This is a genomic window from Acinetobacter sp. NyZ410 (assembly GCF_022828975.1).
In the GTDB taxonomy this organism is placed as follows: domain Bacteria; phylum Pseudomonadota; class Gammaproteobacteria; order Pseudomonadales; family Moraxellaceae; genus Acinetobacter; species Acinetobacter guillouiae.
This window is the reverse complement of the sequence record NZ_CP094620.1, coordinates 459,648-476,332: the sequence shown is the minus strand read 5'-3', so window position 1 is coordinate 476,332 and position 16,685 is coordinate 459,648. Positions and strand designations below refer to the sequence as shown.

Genomic DNA, 16,685 nt, shown 5'->3' with positions numbered 1-16,685 from the left:
AGATTAAATCTTCTGTTCAACAAATTCGCTCACGCCAGTCACCGCATTATGCGGGCGACAAAAACGGCGAATTGTCCGTTTTTCTTGAATCATATCAACACATAGCGGTGTCGGTGAAGAAACATTCAGTAAACTTCCTGAACCCTGTGACCTTAAGCGATACATCTTAAATGTGTATTTTTGATTTGCTTTAAAATCATGAATAACATGGAAAACTTCAGCATGCTGTTTAGTGATTGGATAGAATCGAATCACCATCTCATATTGCTGAGGTGGAATCGTTAAATAAACACCATTTTGATCTAAAGGCTCACCCGTTAATTTGAGATAACCCTTTTGAATGGCGCTACGATTGGCACGTTGTGCACGTTCATCCATGATAATCACATCATTTAAGCGCGCAAATTCACAATGCTCTGCACCTGAACAATAGACAGAAACCGAATTTTGGCTGACATGTTTATTTTCAGCTTGCTTAATACGCATTAAATCAACCATTTGAGTGGATTGACATGCACTAAGCATAAAGCTTGTTAAACCGATTAAAACACTGCAACTCAAAAACTTAGTCATTGCTCAACCCCAACCCTCACTTCACTGAGTCAACATTCATTTTGTTATACTCGCATGTTAGCAAGAGTTAGGCATTCACGCTATGTGTAAAATGTTCGCTGAAAATTAACCTTGAATTTCAGCAAATACCCAAGGGCGTGATTGTTTGGTTTTTTCTTCATAAGCACGAATTTCATCCGCAGCCTGTAAAGTCAAACCAATATCATCCAAGCCATTCAATAAACAGTGTTTACGAAATGGATCGACTTCAAATTTAAAAGCTTCACCACTTGGTGTACGGACTTCTTGAGCTTCTAAATCAATGGTTAATTGATAGCCTTCCTGAGCAGCACATTCTTTAAATAATTGATCAACAACAGATTCAGGTAAAATCACTGGCAACATGCCATTTTTAAAACTGTTATTGAAAAAGATGTCAGCATAGCTTGGTGCAATCACTGTGCGAAAACCATACTCTTCCAATGCCCAAGGCGCATGTTCACGGCTTGAACCGCAACCAAAATTGGCACGAGAAATAAGCACAGATGCCGCTTGGTAACGTGGCTGATTCAAAATAAAATCAGGATTCTTCGGACGTTTAGAATTGTCCTGTCCCGGATAACCTTCATCTAAATAACGTAATTCATCAAATAAGTTATCCCCAAAACCAGTGCGTTTAATTGATTTTAAAAACTGCTTTGGAATAATTAAGTCGGTATCTACATTGGCACGGTCTAAGGGTGCAACAATACCCTGTTCAACGGTATAAGCTTTCATCTCTTTGCTCCTTAAGCCTGATTAGAATGAACGTACATCAACAAAGTGACCTGCAATTGCTGCCGCAGCTGCCATTGCTGGACTGACAAGGTGAGTACGTCCACCATTGCCCTGACGGCCTTCAAAGTTACGATTTGAAGTCGACGCACAATGTTCACCCGGTTGTAACTTGTCAGCATTCATCGCCAAACACATTGAACAACCTGGCTCACGCCACTCAAAACCAGCTTCGATCAAGATTTTATCTAAACCTTCCGCTTCCGCTTGTTGTTTCACTAAACCAGAGCCTGGAACAACCATGGCCTGCTTAATACTAGACGCTACTTTTTTACCTTTTGCCACTTCTGCAGCAGCACGAATATCTTCAATACGTGAGTTGGTGCAAGAACCAATGAATACACGGTCTAATTGAATATCAGCCAATGCCTGACCTGCATTTAAACCCATATATTGATACGCACGGGTCCAATCATTACGCTGTACATCATCTTTGGCCTGTTCCAAAGTTGGAACTGCTTGAGATACAGGAATCACCATCTCAGGAGAAGTCCCCCAAGACACTTGTGGTTCAATTTCTTCACCATTTAAAACCACGATCGTATCAAAATGTGCATCTTCATCAGAATGTAATGTATTCCAATACGCGACTGCCGCATCCCACTGTTGGCCTGTTGGTGCATAAGGACGATCTTTAACATATTCAATCGTTTTGTCATCGACAGCAACCATACCAACACGCGCACCGCCTTCGATTGCCATATTGCACACAGTCATACGCCCTTCAATCGACATATCACGGAATACTTGACCACCAAATTCAATCGCATGCCCGGTACCGCCAGCCGTTCCGATTTTACCAATAATTGCCAAAACCACGTCTTTTGGGGTAACGCCTTGACCTAATGTTCCGTCAACACGCACCAACATGTTTTTCATTTTCTTCTGTACTAAGCATTGTGTTGCCAATACATGTTCAACTTCTGACGTTCCAATCCCGTGTGCCAAACATCCAAATGCACCATGTGTCGCTGTATGCGAGTCACCACATACCACCGTCATACCCGGTAAAGTTAAACCTTGTTCTGGTCCAACGACATGTGCAATACCTTGACGCACATCGTTAATGTCAAACTGCACTACATTAAAGGTTTTACAGTTATCGTCTAAGGTCTGAACTTGGATACGAGAAGTATCATCTTCAATCCCAGCAATCCCTTCTGAACGCTCTTTGGTTGATGTAGGAACATTATGGTCAGGTGTTGCAACGTTAGCACTTAAACGCCAAGGTTTACGTCCAGCAAGTTGTAAGCCTTCGAATGCTTGTGGAGAAGTCACTTCATGCAATAAATGACGGTCGATATAAAGTAATGCTGAGCCATCATCACGTTGTGTTACAAGATGGTCATCCCACAATTTGTCATACAAAGTTTTTACTGATTCTGTTTTTGCTTTTTGGTTTTCGCCTGCCATGTCGAAATGCTCCACTGGACTGGGTAATTCTTTCATTCACTCAATTATAACCACGTTTTTACATAAATCTAATTTATCATTTTTATTAATTTAAAAACTTTTTGGAATTGATTTTATCCAAATAAATGCTCCTAAAATCACCTTTATAAAGTATTTAAATCAATGATATATTTTCAATGACTTTAAAAGCACTTGGCTTAATCATCAAGAAAAAATAGAGCTTAAACCAATAAATGTACGTCCTAAACCATAAATTAAGCAAATCCATGATTTAAAAAGAACTCAATAATTCCTATATCAACAATCACGATGCAAGGTATAAAGAATAAAATATCGCTTTATCCAATCAACATTAATCAAAAAAACCTTTTTACATTACAATTGATAATGATTATTATTTAACTATTGAATTAATAAGTGGTGATTCTCATGGCGAGTATCCAAAATTTCCTACAAAGCAATCAACGTGTTTTCAAAAAAACCTTAAGCTATTACATCATGCATATCACAGTAGCAATGCTGGTTGCTTATGCAGTGACTGGTAATTTTTGGATGGCTGTGACATTAAGTTTACTTGAACCGACTGTACAAGCATTTGCATTCTTTTTCCATGAAAAGGCTTGGAATAAACGAGACCAAAAGGCAGCACAAAGCACTGAAATTAAAATCTAAATCAGATGTATTTTCTGTGGCTGGAGCTGCTAATCACCACCGCCTCCTCCACAGCTGCTACAACTACTACAAGAGGAAGATGAATCAGAACTTGTACTATGTGAATGGCTCGAATCACTGGATGAACTTGATCCTGAACATGAGCTAGAAGAACATGACGATGTTGCAGAAGCCTGTGGAAAATCTGAAGTTGAACTTGTCATTTGGCTATACATTGTCATCATAAATGGTAAGCTAAAAATTAAACCCCGCTCCCATCGAACATGGACATCAACCTGAAAAATTCGAGGTAAGACCTGCGTGTTTTGTGGATTCAATCCATGTAAAGCACATGCCCCATGCCAAGTATTGAACAATTGCTGTCTTTGAGCAGCTCGCTGTGATTCTGTTACTTGTAAATCATGCGGTTTATGAATCAGTTCATAACCTAAAAAACGTTGGCTCATGGACTGATAAAAGTCATCAAATTCTTCAATCAATATATGCCATAACGCATCCACTGAGTGTGAAGGCATTGCATAAGCTCCCCTACGCCACAAATGAATTGCTAAATAGTCTTTAAAACCCTCTTCAATCAATGGATAAGAAGATTGTCGAATGTTTGGATGTCTTTGTTTAAAAGCAAGCCAAATACGATTTGGAAATTTAAAATTCTCCAACTCTTGCATTTTTCTTAGGCGATTTAACCGAAGCTTCAACCAAATTATGCTGAGAATAGCGATGATAATGATGGGGAAATAGATATTGAAAAAATATACAAAGATTAAACCTAGAGCAGAAAATATCAATATCGTGGTAAAAAATCGAAGCCAAGTTTTAGAGAAGGTATTTCTAGTATGTTGTTGAAAATAGTGAATGGTGGTGTTTGTTGGTTGATTCAAATAGCTTTCCTTTTGTTGTTTTTATGCGCTGAATATAAATGAGCTTTGCTTAAATTGTACAGTAAAAAGTTGTATTAAAATTTTTCCAAAGCACGAATAGAACCAATCACTTTGCTAAAAATAAAAAAATTTGAAAATTACTTTGATTAATTCTTAAATTTTCTAAATAATGAATTACGCATAAAAATTCTTTATGGATGGAAATATTATGAATCTCGCTGCTTTTGAAGCCTTTGTCAAAGTTATGGAAACTGGTTCGATTTCTATGGCAGCAGAACATCTGTTTATTACTCAGCCAGCTGTCACCAAACGCATACATAGCTTAGAAGAATATTTCGGCGTCAAACTTTTTGAGTCTGCAGGTCGTGGTGTTCAAGCCACACATGCAGCGCATTCATTATTACCTAAAGTAAAAAACTGGTTAAATGAATTGGGAGATATTCACCATACCCTGAGTCATGAGCAAGGTGAAGTTCGAGGAAAACTCAAGATTGGCACCAGTCACCATATTGGGCTACACCATTTACCACAGCATTTAAAAAAATATGTACAGCACTTTCCTGAAGTCAAACTAGATGTACATTTTGTGGACTCTGAACAAGCGCATGAACAAGTGCTTGCTGGGGATTTAGAACTGGCATTTTTAACCCTTCCGCCACAAGGTGATGAGCGTTTGCGTTATATCACGATCTGGAATGATCCTTTGGTATTCGTGGTTGCACCTTTTCATCCTTTGGCACAAAAAAAGAACCTTAAGCTTGAAGATCTGATCGAATACCCAAGCTTATTGCCAGCAGCACAGACTTATACCAGTCAAATCACCTTGGCAGAATTTGAAAAGAAAGGTTTAAAGCCAAAAATTACCATGAGCAATAATCCGCTTGAATCTATTCGGATGTTGGTTTCCATTGGTTTAGGCTGGTCTGTTCTACCTAAAACCTTGTTAAATCAAGACTTACAACAACTTGATATTCGTTTTGAAATGAACCGCCAATTGGGTATGGTTTGGCATCCTGGACGTACCCAGTCTAGAGCTGTGCAGGAATTGATTGAGATGATGAAATAATCCCTACAATCAAAATCCCTTATCTTGTTACTCAAGATAAGGGATTTACATATTACACAGGGATAGTCGTAGTTATCTTTCCCTTCATTCCCTTATAAAGTCTTCATTGCACAATTTTTTACTTTACTGAGTCTTCATGTAGAGACTCATTTAACTGATCAACCACTAATGCCCATTCACCATCAGATTTAATTTTTTCAGCAAGAAACTGACGTTGTCCCTCACTCCAATAAGATGCGTCTGTAATTAGAGTATCTGCATCCAACTGGTGATTTTCAATAAAACTTTGAATTGCTTCTTCGCTAGAATCCAAGCCGAGTTGTTCAAATAAATTGGTCATTCTTGGACGTGTCTGGCTCATTATATAATCTCCGTCAGTTTTAAAAGTGCTCAAATCAACATAGCATTTTTACACTATAAATGAAGTACAAAATCTTCATTTATAAAAATATTTACAAAACTTCTTATTTTTGACAAAACAATCAAGCCATAAAAAAGCAGTGATCAACACTGCTTTAAATCACAATTATCAGCCCAGCTCAAATCGACCAATCTTGGATATCCCAACCCTGTTCTTTTGCCAGATGCTCAAGACGATCATCAGGATTTACTGCAATCGCATGGTTAGCATATTCCAATAAAAAACGATCATTAATCGAATCTGAATAAGCCCATGATTCAGTGACAGTACGACCATTGAGCCATTGATCCAAACGTGCCAATTTACCTTTTTGGTAACATGGAATATTGATCACTTTCCCCGTGTATTTCCCATCTTTTATTTCAGCATTGGTCGCAATAATTTCGCTGATACCAAATTCACGGAAAATAGGTGCTGTAATAAAATCTGAGGTTGCCGTAATACCAACCAATGCATGGCCTAAATCTTTATGTTTTTGAATCGCGGCAAAACCAACTGGACGCATTTGTGGACGAATCACTTTTTGCATAAACAACTGATGTAATTCAGTTAAATAATCATTATCGTGTTGAGTAAGAAACTCAAAGACAAATTCATTATAAGCAATTGGATCAAGCTTGCCTGCTTTATAGTCTTCATAAAACTGATCATTCATCGCACGATGTCGGACTGGATCGACCAAGCCTTCATTGACTAAGAACTCTCCCCAAGAATGGTCAGAATCTGTATTTAATAAGGTGTGATCTAAGTCAAACAGCGCCAATTCCATGAAAATACTCGTTTAAACTGAAATTTAAGAAAAAAATTGTAAATCTATCACCGCTAGTCGATAGAAATTCGTTAAGATCATAGCAATTTTAAAACATTATTACTTTGACTTTATCGAGTTGGACAAAAGAGTGTATGTCCCCATATATAAAGTCAAATGAAATTAACAAATTTTAGGTAGCCAAATGATCGACTCAGAAGGTTTCCGACCCAACGTCGGGATCATTTTGGCAAACGATATTGGACAAGTTTTATGGGCAAAACGCATTGGACACAATGCTTGGCAATTTCCTCAAGGAGGCATCCAGTTTGGAGAGACTCCTGAGCAAGCTCTATTTAGAGAACTACGAGAAGAAGTTGGGCTCCTACCCGAACATGTCCAAATTATTGCCCAGACAGATGACTGGTTGCATTATCGTTTGCCGCTTCGATACATTCGCTCGGATTCCGATCCGATTTGTATTGGACAAAAGCAAAAATGGTTTTTACTGAAACTCACAGCTTCAACGAAACATATTCAGTTGAATCTCTCTGACCCGCCGGAGTTTGATCAATGGCAATGGGTTAGTTACTGGTACCCGCTTGGACAAGTGGTGAATTTTAAACGAGATGTTTATCGTAAAGCGATGATGGAGTTATGTATGCGAATGCCGCAATATACAGCTGAAATTTCTTCAAAATATGAATGATTTTTCAAGGTAGTACTGTTATAAATAATACTGATGAAGTCGCTTTAAAACATAGCTTAAATTAGGAGCATACATCCATGTCGAACATGCAACTGGACACATTAAGACGTATTGTACAAGAGATCAATGCGTCAGTCAGTTTGCATGATTCTTTGGAAATCATGGTTAATCAAGTTTCCGAAGCCATGCATGTTGATGTTTGCTCTATTTACCTTTTAGATGAACGTAACCAACGTTATGTACTCATGGCAACTAAAGGCTTAAACCAAGAATCTGTAGGGACAGTTTCCTTACAACTTGGCGAGGGGTTGGTTGGTTTAGTTGGGCAACGCGAAGAGATTGTCAACCTAGACAATGCGTTTAAACATGAACGGTTTGCCTACTTCCCCGAGACAGGGGAAGAGATCTATAACTCGTTCCTTGGTGTGCCAGTCATGTATCGCCGCAAAGTGATGGGCGTGATGGTGGTTCAGAACACCGAACCTCAAGATTTTAGCGAGGCAGCAGAATCATTTCTGGTGACCTTATGTGCGCAACTCTCTGGGGTAATTGCTCATGCACATGCAGTGGGTAATATTGATGTTTTCCGTAAACCCAGCAATTCATCTAACTACAAGACCTTCCAAGGTTCATCTGGTGCAGGCGGCATTGCACTTGGGCGTGCCATCATCCTTTACCCTCCGGCAGATTTAGCTTCAGTCCCAGACCGTGATGCGGATGATATCAGTGAAGAACTTAAGCTTTTAGACCAAGCTATTGCATCTGTACGCAATGAAATTCAATCGCTTGATGACAAAATGCAAGATTCGCTCATGGCGGAGGAACGTGCTTTATTTAGCGTGTTCTTACGTATGTTGGATGAAAATGCCCTACCTGCTGAAATTAAAGAAATTATTCGAGATGGAAGCTGGGCGCAAGGTGCAGTTAAAAATGTGATTGAACGCCATGTTGCGCTTTTTGCACAAATGGAAGATGACTATTTACGTGAACGTGTATCTGATTTAAAAGACTTAGGACGCCGGATCCTCGCAGCATTACAAGAAGGTGATACTAGCCATAAAGAGATCACCTCTGAAAGTATTTTAATTGGAGATGAGATCAGCACTGCTGCTTTGGTTGAGCTTCCTGTAGATAAAATCGCCGCGATTGTAACCTCTGAAGGGGCTGCCAACTCACACATGGTGATTGTCGCCCGTGCTCTCGGTATTCCAACTGTGGTGGGTGTTACTGAGCTGCCGGTAAATACGCTTGATGATGTTGAAATGATTGTCGATGCTTATCAAGGCCGGGTTTTTGTCAATCCACCACGTCGTTTACGTACACGTTATAAAGAGATCCAAAAAGAAGAAGAACAAATTGCCAAAGATTTAAAGCAATACGAAACCAAAGATGCCATTACACCTGATGGTGTTGCTGTAAAGCTGTATGTAAATACTGGTCTGATGATTGATGTGGTACGTGGGGTTCAACGTGGTGCAAAAGGCGTAGGGCTTTATCGTTCTGAAATTCCATTTATGCTGCGTGAACGCTTCCCGGGCGAAGAAGAACAGCGTGCGATTTATCGTCAACAGCTTAGTCACTTTGCCAACAAACCTGTGGTGATGCGTACACTTGATATTGGTGCGGATAAAGACCTGCCATATTTCCAAATTGAAGAAGAAAACTCAGCATTGGGATGGCGTGGCATTCGTTTTACCCTTGATCACCCTGAAATCTTTTCCTCACAAATCCGAGCAATGTTAAAAGCCAGTATCGGCTTAAACAATCTGCATATTTTATTGCCAATGGTCACCAGTGTCAGTGAAGTAGAAGAAGCACTTTACTTACTGGAACGTGACTGGATTGCGGTTCAGGAAGAAGAGCAAGTTAACTTCGCCAAACCGAAAATCGGGATTATGGTTGAAGTACCAAGTGTACTTTTACAAATTGGTGAATTTGCTGAATTGGTCGATTTCTTCTCAGTCGGTTCAAATGACTTGATTCAATATTTATTGGCAGTTGATCGTAATAATCCGCGTGTATCCAGTGTTTATTCACACTTCCACCCTTCTGTACTTCGCGCTTTAACGCGTTTGGTTCAAGAATGTCATAAGTATGAAAAACCGATCAGTATTTGTGGAGAAATGGCAGGCGACCCACTCTCAGCTATCTTACTTATGGCAATGGGATTCAATACATTATCGATGAGTTCAAGTAATATTCTGCGAGTGCGTAAAGCGATTTGTCATGTATCAATGACAGATGCACAAAAGCTATTAGAAGAAGTGATTGCGATGAATAACCCACTCATGGTCAAGAGCTGGATGGAGTATTACTTTAAACATCATGGTTTGGCTGATATGGTGAAATCGAATCGTCTAGTCAATATTTAATTGTTTATTTTTATTAGATTTTTATAATTATTAAAGCAAAAATTGCAGTCCACAAAAAAGGCCGATAATCATCAGAATATCGACCTTTTTTGTGTTTATCGTAACCACGTTTTGCATTCTTTTTACGATCTACAAACACTTGGCTTTTGTTGACTTCATGCATGTGTTTGGCCACAAAGTTGTGAATCACAACCTCTGGCATTGCTTTTTTCTTTGCCATTTTCTTTACCTATTTTGCTGTATACCACTTGATCAGTGGGAATCTGATATTACGCTTTTTTGTGTAGAATACAAGTATTTGTATTGATCAAGTTTGTGACTATTTTCTATTGCACTCTTTTTACCTATTACATCAAGGCAAATTTGCAGATTTATCTCAAATTGATTTTAATCATCAGAAGATCATCTTTAATTTAATTAAAATTTTACAAATCAGATTGAAAACTTCATGTAATTCATGAGTATTGTTATCTATAGTATTTAAAGAAATTTGAATATAAATATACTCAATAAAATATAGGGTAATGAGTTAGAACTGGAGGATCATGTGTTCAATCAAAAGAAATTATCGAGTTTTCTACTATTGTTGGTTATTCCTACACTTGGTTTAATCGCATGTAGTAAACCTGAGAAAGCGGAAGTCATAACAACTGAATCAAGTGCGAGTTCTGTACCATCTGAAACTGTGAAAACTGAATCTACAGAGAACACTTTTGATCTTTCCAAGATTCCAATTTCAAATATTACACTCGGTCAGTTTCCATATATTTCTTTGCCAAATGGCTATCAGTTTCACCAAGCAACAAGCGTAAATTTTGAGAAAATACCATTTTGGACAGGTCAACATATCGAAAATATTGAAGGTCAATTATATAGTGCAGCCATTCAACAAAATGAAAATTATAAAGAAGGAAGTTTTTTAGAATTGCAACGTAATTTGGAAAATGTAATCCAGCAATTGGGTGGCAAACAAATTACCCAGAGTAAAATTCCTCAACAAGAATTAGAAAAGATCCCACAAAAATTCCAAGTCGATTATGTTGCAGGATTGGGAGATGTTTTTAATAACCCGACACAGACCTTTGTGATACGCCAAGCGAATAAAAATATTTGGTTTCAATTGACACAGACAGGGAATGGACATGCTGGCCTACTCGTCGCAGAAACTAAACCTGTTGAAATTACTGCAAAAGCATTAAGTTCAAACCAGCTCAAAACAGCTTTGGATAAGGACAATAAAGTCAATATTGAGGTTAACTTTGCCACGGATCAAGCGAATATTTTGCCTGACTCTCAACCCCAAATTGAACAAGTCATTCAACTGCTAAAAAACAACCCTGAACTCAAATTGAGTATTAATGGTCATACAGATCATTCAGGTGATACCAAACATAATCAAACGCTTTCAGAACAACGTGCAAATGCTGTTGTTAAGGCTTTAACTAATAATACTGGAATTCAACAAAGCCGTTTAACAGCCAAAGGCTTGGGAGATACACACCCTATTGCGGATAATTCAACTGAAGACGGTAAAGCTTTAAATCGTAGAGTTGAGCTGATTAAATCTAATTAATTCTGTGAAATGCTGAGTTCAATGAACAAAGAAAACCCATTATAAATAAATGGGTTTTCTTTTAAAAATAGCTCACTCACTACATACACGATGTACTCAGTAAAACTCTATCTAGCAATCATTTTACATCCACAGCTTGCACATCTAACATTTCAGCAACTCATCCATAAAACAGACTATAAGGTGTTTTAATAAAAGCATCCGCTTGTAATCTACTGTTGATTCTTCGTTCACAAACAAATTTTTATTAAAAGATAAAAACTGCGATAACAATAACTTATTTACTGAAATAAAAACTTAATTACAACAACTTTCAATAAAAAACAAAAATATTAAATATTTTCAACAATATAAATTTGCCGAATTCAAAAAATGCATATATATTGTATATACATTTTTTGAATTATCACCTTTGGGGATAAATACGTCATGGCTGAATTACCCAAAAAGACAAAGGTGAATAAAAAAGATGGGCAACTCTTAATTCGCATTAACAGTACTGAGCGTGACCAGTTTTTACAACTCTGTGAAACGATGGATACCAGTGCAGCACGTGAGTTAAGAAAATTTATCCGTAGTTTTATCAAAAAACATCAGCCAACGGATACTCAAACTAAGGAGTAACATGATGTCTAAGCAAGTTAAATCTTTAAAACAGAAAATCAAAGCACGTTTGGAAAAAATCTCCAAACACGAAGGTAAATTGAAAAAGCTCAAAAAAAAGCTTAAAAAACAAAAGTAATTTCGATTACACATCCTAAGCTTGAACTTTGATAAAAGCGGCATTATTTACATAATGCCGCTTTTTGCATTTTCGAAGGGATTAAGCTAAAGCTCTATCTAACAAGCGTTTTACATCCACAGCTTGTGCATCTAACATTCCGACCACGCGTCCATAAAACGCACTATAACGTGTTGCAATAAAAGCATCCGCAACAAAATCTGGTGCATGTTGTTTCAGTAAGATAGCCTGAGCCAAGATGACCAAGCGACTGACTAAGCTACGTGCCATAAATTGCAATTCATCTGCTTGTAAGCCACTAAATAATTTAAATAAAGCTTGTAATTCATCTTGTAAAATTGAATCTTGAGCTGCTACTTGTGCAAATGATTTAAATAAGACTTCAATTGATTCACGGTCACGTTGTATTGCACGTAATACATCCAAGCACATCACATTACCAGAGCCTTCCCAAATGGTGTTTACAGGGGCTTCTTTAAAAATACGTGCCATGATTCCTGTATCGACATAACCATTGCCACCGAAGACTTCCATCATCTCACCCGTCAACTCCACAGTACGCTTACACACCCAGAACTTTGCAGCGGGCGTCATGATTCGTCTCCATGCCAGAGATAATTCATCATCACTCTCATAGCAATGCGCAAGATGAAAACTCAATTGCATGGCTGCTTCTGTTTCCAAGGCTAAATCCGCCAATACCGCTTGCATCAACGGTTGTTCCGCCAAATGTTTACCAAAGGCCTTACGCTGACGGGTATAGGCAATACATTGCACCAAAGCCTGCCGTAACATCGCACTTGAACCGACTGAACAGGTCAAACGTGTATAGTTTGCCATTTCAATAATCGTGGGAATCCCGCGCCCAGCTTCACCGATCATAATGCCCCAAGCATTTTTAAATTCAACTTCTGAGCTTGAATTACTGCGATTACCCACTTTATCTTTGAGTCGTTGTACTTGAACCGGATTTTTTGTCCCATCTTCCAGCCAACGTGGTACAAAAAAGCAGGCCAATCCATCTTGTTCAGTTTTTGCCACGACTAAATGTGCATCACACATCGGTGCAGAAAAGAACCATTTATGCCCTGTCAGTAAATATGCTTGCCCACGTCCTGACTCAGCTACAGAAACAGCCCGTGTTTCGTTGGCGCGCACATCTGACCCGCCCTGCTTTTCCGTCATCCCCATACCTAACCAAATTGATTTTTTCTGAGAAATCGGAATGTCACGCTCATCGTAATCAGTCGATAAGAGTTTTTCACCAACTTTTGCCCACAATTCAGGTTCATTTTGAATTAAGGGAATACTGCCTAGCGTCATAGAATTAGGACATAGATTGCCACACTCAACTTGTCCACTCAGGAAAAATCGAGCCGCCCAATCGACCCATTTTGAACTTGATTGTGGATGATTAAATGGATGTGCGTGTGTGTCAAATTGTCGATTTAGCCGCATCCATTTATGCCATGCAGGATGAAATTCTAGAAAATCTTTACGGCGACCACGAGCATCAAAACTATGTAACTCAGGAGTATGTCGATTGGCCAAATCGGCATATTCATAATATTCAGTAGAACCCGCAATCTGTGAGAATTCAGTTAGGCGTTGCTGATCCTGACTGCCATAACGTTGCAAAATTTCTTGTAAGACTTGATCTGTAGTCAATAAATTATAATTTTGCAGTTCGTCAAACTGATTGCTGATTTCATGTGTTTGCCAATTCTCTGCTGTGTTCATCCTGAATTCCTGTCTTGTTGTTTTAACCAATTGCATTCAGTATAGAAGAAAATACCTTCAAGGATGTTCGGATTATTTTTATGGCTTTACCTGCAATCAATGTGCGTCGTAAACCACGCCAATCAAGGGCACGTATCACGCAAGAAGCGTTGATGGAAAGTTTTGTTCGGCTTTTACATGAACATCCTGCCAATAAAATTACCATTCGTGAAATTACCGATCTTGCTGGTGTGGGTTTAGGGACGTTCTATGAGTATTTTTCTAAAAAGGAAGATTTGATTGCTTTAACTATTCACCAACATGTAAAAAGCAATGCAGAAGTCTTAAAAAGTTATGCACAAAGCGTGTATGACTTATCCACAAAATCAGATTTTCAAAGCTATTTACAGCAAATTATTCATTTTCAACTTGAGCAAATTCAAGCACAACAATTTTTATGGGCCCAGTCTTTCTTATTAGAACGACAGGTTTCCAGTATTGAAACGTATCAAAAAAGTTATGCCATGATGGTAGAGATGTGGCAAAACATGCTGAAACCTTTTATTCAGGATGATGAACAACTCAAACAGATGAGTCTAAATGTACAACGAATTTGCTATGGTTTTGTCTCGCAGACATTGTTGATCGAACCTGAGTTTAAGGATTGGAAAGATTTGGAGGCGGATATGGTTCAAATCATAAACAGCGTTATATGTATTAAAAAACAGATTTTCTAAAATTTAAGCCTACCCAATTCCACTACGTAAAAACGCCCACATAAACGAGAAAAAAGCCAGCTTGTGTCCAAGCTAGCTTTCTAAAGACTTAAGGCAAATTTCAAACATATATACTTTAAAATTTACTTGGAAGAGGACTCTGAATTACTTAAAAAGTGTTTCCATTGCAGCAAGTTTTTCAGCATAAGGGGCACGTAGTCTTAAATTAGACTCACCCTGTTCATTTTGTTTTACAAAGGCTTTAGCATGACTAAAACGGCGGAAACCATGAATCCCATGATATGCCCCCATACCTGATGCACCAACACCGCCAAAAGGTAAGTTATCCACCATCATATGACTCATCACATCATTGATCACTAAAGAGCCCGAAGTCGTTTGAACCGCAAACTGTTGTTGATCCGCTTCATCACGCCCAAAGTAATACGCCGCTAATGGATGAGGATGCATATTAATATAAGCAATTGCCTCTTCAAACGTTGTATAGCTTTTTACAGGTAACAATGGACCAAAGATTTCTTCTTGCATGATTTTCATATCATCAGTGGCATTTAAAAGAATCATCGGTGCAATTTTTCGCTGTGTTTTATCGTAATAACACTCTTCGCTATTCAAAGCAATAATGGTTGCTCCTTTTGCTTTTGCATCTTCGACCAAATTAAGCAAACGCTCAAAATGACGCTCATTCACGATAGATGTATAGTCTTCATTGTCAAAGAAAGTAGCAAAGCTATTTTGTGCAAAGACTTTTGCATGCTCTGCAAAATCCAACTGTAGTTCTTGTGGCAATAACACATAGTCAGGTGAAACGCAGATTTGTCCAGAGTTAAATGTCTTGATCGTGATAATCCGCTCAACTGCTGTTTTTAAATCAAAATCATCACGAACAATAACAGGAGATTTACCGCCAAGTTCCAATGTCACAGGAACAAGATTTTCTGCTGCAGCACGCATCACCTGACGACCAACATTCGTACTCCCAGTGAAAACTAAATGATCAAATGCCAAACCACTGAAAGCAACCCCCACCTCTGTATCACCAGTTACTACGGATAGTTCTGTGTCAGAAAAATATTGTGGAACGAGTTCTGCAATAAGTGCACTTGTCTTTGGTGTGAATTCAGATGGTTTCAACATTGCTGTGTTACCCGCAGCGAAAACTCCTGCCAGTGGCGCAAATGCAAGATTCAATGGGAAGTTCCATGGACTGATAATCCCAACAACACCTAGAGGCTGGTATTGGATTTCAGTGTACATCCCTTCATAATCATTGCTCACCTCTTCAGGTTTGATCCATTCAGCTAAATGTGTTTGTGCCGCAGTCAGGGTTCCTACTGTGGCCATAATATCTGAGGCCAAAGTTTGATAAGCATTACGATGACCAAAATCTTGATTAATCGCGGCAATCAAAGCATCTCTATTTTCAACAAGTAACTTTTTAGCCCGTTCTAAACGGTCGTGACGAAGCAGAATGTTCGGAGTTCCTTCTTTGGAATGTGCCTGTTTTAATTTATCCAAAGTTTCACCAAGTTTTATTTTCGTCATTTAAAATCTCGCTTCATTTAGGATTGAATAGGTTTAAAAGTTGTTTGGCTGTTTCTTCAGAACTTGCCGGATTTTGTCCAGTTATTAACTGACCATGAATCACAACAAAGGGGTGCCAATCTAGACCTTTTTGATAATCTGCACCTTGTGCTTTAAATTCATCTTCGATTAAGAACGGCACTACATCAGTCAACTGTACTGCAGCTTCTTCACTGTTAGAAAAACCAGTAACTTTTTTACCTTTAACAAAAGCCTCACCATTGGCAGTTTTGACATTTTTAAGTGCGGCAGGAGCATGACAAACCAAACCTAATGGTTTTCCAGCACGATCAAACTGTTCAATTAACGCAATGGATAGAGGGTCATTGGCTAAGTCCCAAAGCGGACCATGACCACCTGGATAAAATACGGCATCAAAATCATGGGCATTGATATCGGCTAAGCGGGATGTATTTGCAAGTGAACTTTGTGCTGCTTGGTCTTTAGCAAAGCGACGAGTTGAATCTGTTTGTGACTCAGGTTCATTACTTTTAGGGTCCAGTGGTGGTTGACCACCTTTAGGTGACGCCAAAGTGACATCTACACCAGCATCTTTAAAGCTATAATAGGGCGCTGTAAATTCTTCCAACCAGAATCCCGTTTTATGACCCGTATTACCTAGTTGATCATGCGAGGTCAAAACCATTAAAACTTTCATACTT

General features: G+C 38.6%; 17 protein-coding genes. 7 read left to right on the top strand and 10 right to left on the bottom strand.

The features are described 5' to 3' along the window. Positions 1 to 3: 3 nt before the first annotated feature. The 3 genes from MTO68_RS02260 to leuC all read right to left on the bottom strand — a co-directional run bounded on the left by MTO68_RS02260 (position 4) and on the right by leuC (position 2,799). Positions 4 to 573: a hypothetical protein gene (locus MTO68_RS02260; RefSeq protein ID WP_004718093.1), complete on the bottom strand. Its 570-nt coding sequence runs from the start codon at positions 571 to 573 to the stop codon at positions 4 to 6. Positions 574 to 678: 105 nt separating this feature from the next. Continuing rightward, the gene (gene leuD, locus MTO68_RS02255) at positions 679 to 1,329 is read right to left on the bottom strand and encodes a 3-isopropylmalate dehydratase small subunit (RefSeq protein ID WP_004718096.1); all 651 of its coding nucleotides are present in this window, start codon (positions 1,327 to 1,329) and stop codon (positions 679 to 681) included. Positions 1,330 to 1,350: 21 nt separating this feature from the next. Continuing rightward, entirely contained in the window at positions 1,351 to 2,799 is a 1,449-nt protein-coding gene (leuC, locus tag MTO68_RS02250; protein ID WP_004818782.1) for a 3-isopropylmalate dehydratase large subunit, read from the bottom strand. Positions 2,800 to 3,222: 423 nt separating this feature from the next. Between leuC and MTO68_RS02245 the strand changes: the two genes are divergently transcribed. Next, positions 3,223 to 3,471: a DUF2061 domain-containing protein gene (locus tag MTO68_RS02245; protein ID WP_171066891.1), complete on the top strand. Its 249-nt coding sequence runs from the start codon at positions 3,223 to 3,225 to the stop codon at positions 3,469 to 3,471. Between the two features lie 29 nt (positions 3,472 to 3,500). Here the strand turns inward: MTO68_RS02245 and MTO68_RS02240 are convergent, their stop codons facing one another. Then, positions 3,501 to 3,986: a hypothetical protein gene (locus MTO68_RS02240; RefSeq protein ID WP_244014875.1), complete on the bottom strand. Its 486-nt coding sequence runs from the start codon at positions 3,984 to 3,986 to the stop codon at positions 3,501 to 3,503. Positions 3,987 to 4,560: 574 nt separating this feature from the next. Between MTO68_RS02240 and MTO68_RS02235 the strand changes: the two genes are divergently transcribed. Then, positions 4,561 to 5,418 (top strand): LysR family transcriptional regulator, encoded by an 858-nt coding sequence (locus MTO68_RS02235; RefSeq protein WP_004718104.1) that lies wholly within the window; start codon positions 4,561 to 4,563, stop codon positions 5,416 to 5,418. 118 nt (positions 5,419 to 5,536) lie between these two features. Here the strand turns inward: MTO68_RS02235 and MTO68_RS02230 are convergent, their stop codons facing one another. Further along, positions 5,537 to 5,779 (bottom strand): DUF2789 domain-containing protein, encoded by a 243-nt coding sequence (locus tag MTO68_RS02230; RefSeq protein ID WP_004718105.1) that lies wholly within the window; start codon positions 5,777 to 5,779, stop codon positions 5,537 to 5,539. 178 nt (positions 5,780 to 5,957) lie between these two features. Beyond that, entirely contained in the window at positions 5,958 to 6,608 is a 651-nt protein-coding gene (locus MTO68_RS02225; protein ID WP_244014873.1) for an HAD family hydrolase, read from the bottom strand. Positions 6,609 to 6,792: 184 nt separating this feature from the next. Here MTO68_RS02225 and MTO68_RS02220 point away from each other — a divergent pair, with 184 nt between their 5' ends. Together MTO68_RS02220 and ptsP are read left to right on the top strand one after the other, a co-directional pair. Then, on the top strand, positions 6,793 to 7,296 hold the full coding sequence (locus tag MTO68_RS02220) for an RNA pyrophosphohydrolase (protein WP_004718109.1): 504 nt from the start codon (positions 6,793 to 6,795) through the stop codon (positions 7,294 to 7,296). Positions 7,297 to 7,373: 77 nt separating this feature from the next. Further along, positions 7,374 to 9,668, top strand: coding sequence for a phosphoenolpyruvate--protein phosphotransferase (gene ptsP / locus MTO68_RS02215; protein ID WP_004718112.1), 2,295 nt, complete (start codon positions 7,374 to 7,376; stop codon positions 9,666 to 9,668). A 13-nt stretch (positions 9,669 to 9,681) separates the two neighbouring features. Here the strand turns inward: ptsP and MTO68_RS02210 are convergent, their stop codons facing one another. Further along, positions 9,682 to 9,888 (bottom strand): hypothetical protein, encoded by a 207-nt coding sequence (locus MTO68_RS02210; protein ID WP_244014872.1) that lies wholly within the window; start codon positions 9,886 to 9,888, stop codon positions 9,682 to 9,684. Between the two features lie 327 nt (positions 9,889 to 10,215). Here MTO68_RS02210 and MTO68_RS02205 point away from each other — a divergent pair, with 327 nt between their 5' ends. Further along, positions 10,216 to 11,241, top strand: coding sequence for an OmpA family protein (locus MTO68_RS02205; protein ID WP_244014871.1), 1,026 nt, complete (start codon positions 10,216 to 10,218; stop codon positions 11,239 to 11,241). Between the two features lie 429 nt (positions 11,242 to 11,670). Next, on the top strand, positions 11,671 to 11,865 hold the full coding sequence (locus tag MTO68_RS02200; protein WP_034611620.1) for a hypothetical protein: 195 nt from the start codon (positions 11,671 to 11,673) through the stop codon (positions 11,863 to 11,865). Between the two features lie 199 nt (positions 11,866 to 12,064). Here the strand turns inward: MTO68_RS02200 and MTO68_RS02195 are convergent, their stop codons facing one another. After that, positions 12,065 to 13,723 (bottom strand): acyl-CoA dehydrogenase family protein, encoded by a 1,659-nt coding sequence (locus tag MTO68_RS02195; RefSeq protein ID WP_244014870.1) that lies wholly within the window; start codon positions 13,721 to 13,723, stop codon positions 12,065 to 12,067. Between the two features lie 80 nt (positions 13,724 to 13,803). On the opposite strand from MTO68_RS02195, the gene MTO68_RS02190 reads away from it, so the two are divergent. Further along, entirely contained in the window at positions 13,804 to 14,439 is a 636-nt protein-coding gene (locus MTO68_RS02190; RefSeq protein ID WP_244014868.1) for a TetR/AcrR family transcriptional regulator, read from the top strand. 144 nt (positions 14,440 to 14,583) lie between these two features. Here MTO68_RS02190 and MTO68_RS02185 read toward each other — a convergent pair whose 3' ends face one another. Both MTO68_RS02185 and MTO68_RS02180 read right to left on the bottom strand, forming a co-directional pair. Continuing rightward, complete coding sequence (locus tag MTO68_RS02185) at positions 14,584 to 15,984, bottom strand: coniferyl aldehyde dehydrogenase (RefSeq protein ID WP_244014866.1); 1,401 nt, start codon at positions 15,982 to 15,984, stop codon at positions 14,584 to 14,586. A 13-nt stretch (positions 15,985 to 15,997) separates the two neighbouring features. After that, positions 15,998 to 16,681: a type 1 glutamine amidotransferase domain-containing protein gene (locus tag MTO68_RS02180; protein ID WP_244014864.1), complete on the bottom strand. Its 684-nt coding sequence runs from the start codon at positions 16,679 to 16,681 to the stop codon at positions 15,998 to 16,000. Positions 16,682 to 16,685: the final 4 nt, after the last annotated feature.

Coding starts and splice junctions, on each gene's coding strand:
- MTO68_RS02260 (WP_004718093.1), bottom strand. CDS start 573: ATGACTAAGTTTTTGAGTTGCAGTGTTTTAATCGGTTTAACAAGCTTT.
- leuD (WP_004718096.1), bottom strand. CDS start 1,329: ATGAAAGCTTATACCGTTGAACAGGGTATTGTTGCACCCTTAGACCGT.
- leuC (WP_004818782.1), bottom strand. CDS start 2,799: ATGGCAGGCGAAAACCAAAAAGCAAAAACAGAATCAGTAAAAACTTTG.
- MTO68_RS02240 (WP_244014875.1), bottom strand. CDS start 3,986: ATGCCTTCACACTCAGTGGATGCGTTATGGCATATATTGATTGAAGAA.
- MTO68_RS02235 (WP_004718104.1), top strand. CDS start 4,561: ATGAATCTCGCTGCTTTTGAAGCCTTTGTCAAAGTTATGGAAACTGGT.
- MTO68_RS02230 (WP_004718105.1), bottom strand. CDS start 5,779: ATGAGCCAGACACGTCCAAGAATGACCAATTTATTTGAACAACTCGGC.
- MTO68_RS02225 (WP_244014873.1), bottom strand. CDS start 6,608: ATGGAATTGGCGCTGTTTGACTTAGATCACACCTTATTAAATACAGAT.
- MTO68_RS02220 (WP_004718109.1), top strand. CDS start 6,793: ATGATCGACTCAGAAGGTTTCCGACCCAACGTCGGGATCATTTTGGCA.
- ptsP (WP_004718112.1), top strand. CDS start 7,374: ATGTCGAACATGCAACTGGACACATTAAGACGTATTGTACAAGAGATC.
- MTO68_RS02210 (WP_244014872.1), bottom strand. CDS start 9,888: ATGGCAAAGAAAAAAGCAATGCCAGAGGTTGTGATTCACAACTTTGTG.
- MTO68_RS02200 (WP_034611620.1), top strand. CDS start 11,671: ATGGCTGAATTACCCAAAAAGACAAAGGTGAATAAAAAAGATGGGCAA.
- MTO68_RS02195 (WP_244014870.1), bottom strand. CDS start 13,723: ATGAACACAGCAGAGAATTGGCAAACACATGAAATCAGCAATCAGTTT.
- MTO68_RS02190 (WP_244014868.1), top strand. CDS start 13,804: ATGGCTTTACCTGCAATCAATGTGCGTCGTAAACCACGCCAATCAAGG.
- MTO68_RS02185 (WP_244014866.1), bottom strand. CDS start 15,984: ATGACGAAAATAAAACTTGGTGAAACTTTGGATAAATTAAAACAGGCA.
- MTO68_RS02180 (WP_244014864.1), bottom strand. CDS start 16,681: ATGAAAGTTTTAATGGTTTTGACCTCGCATGATCAACTAGGTAATACG.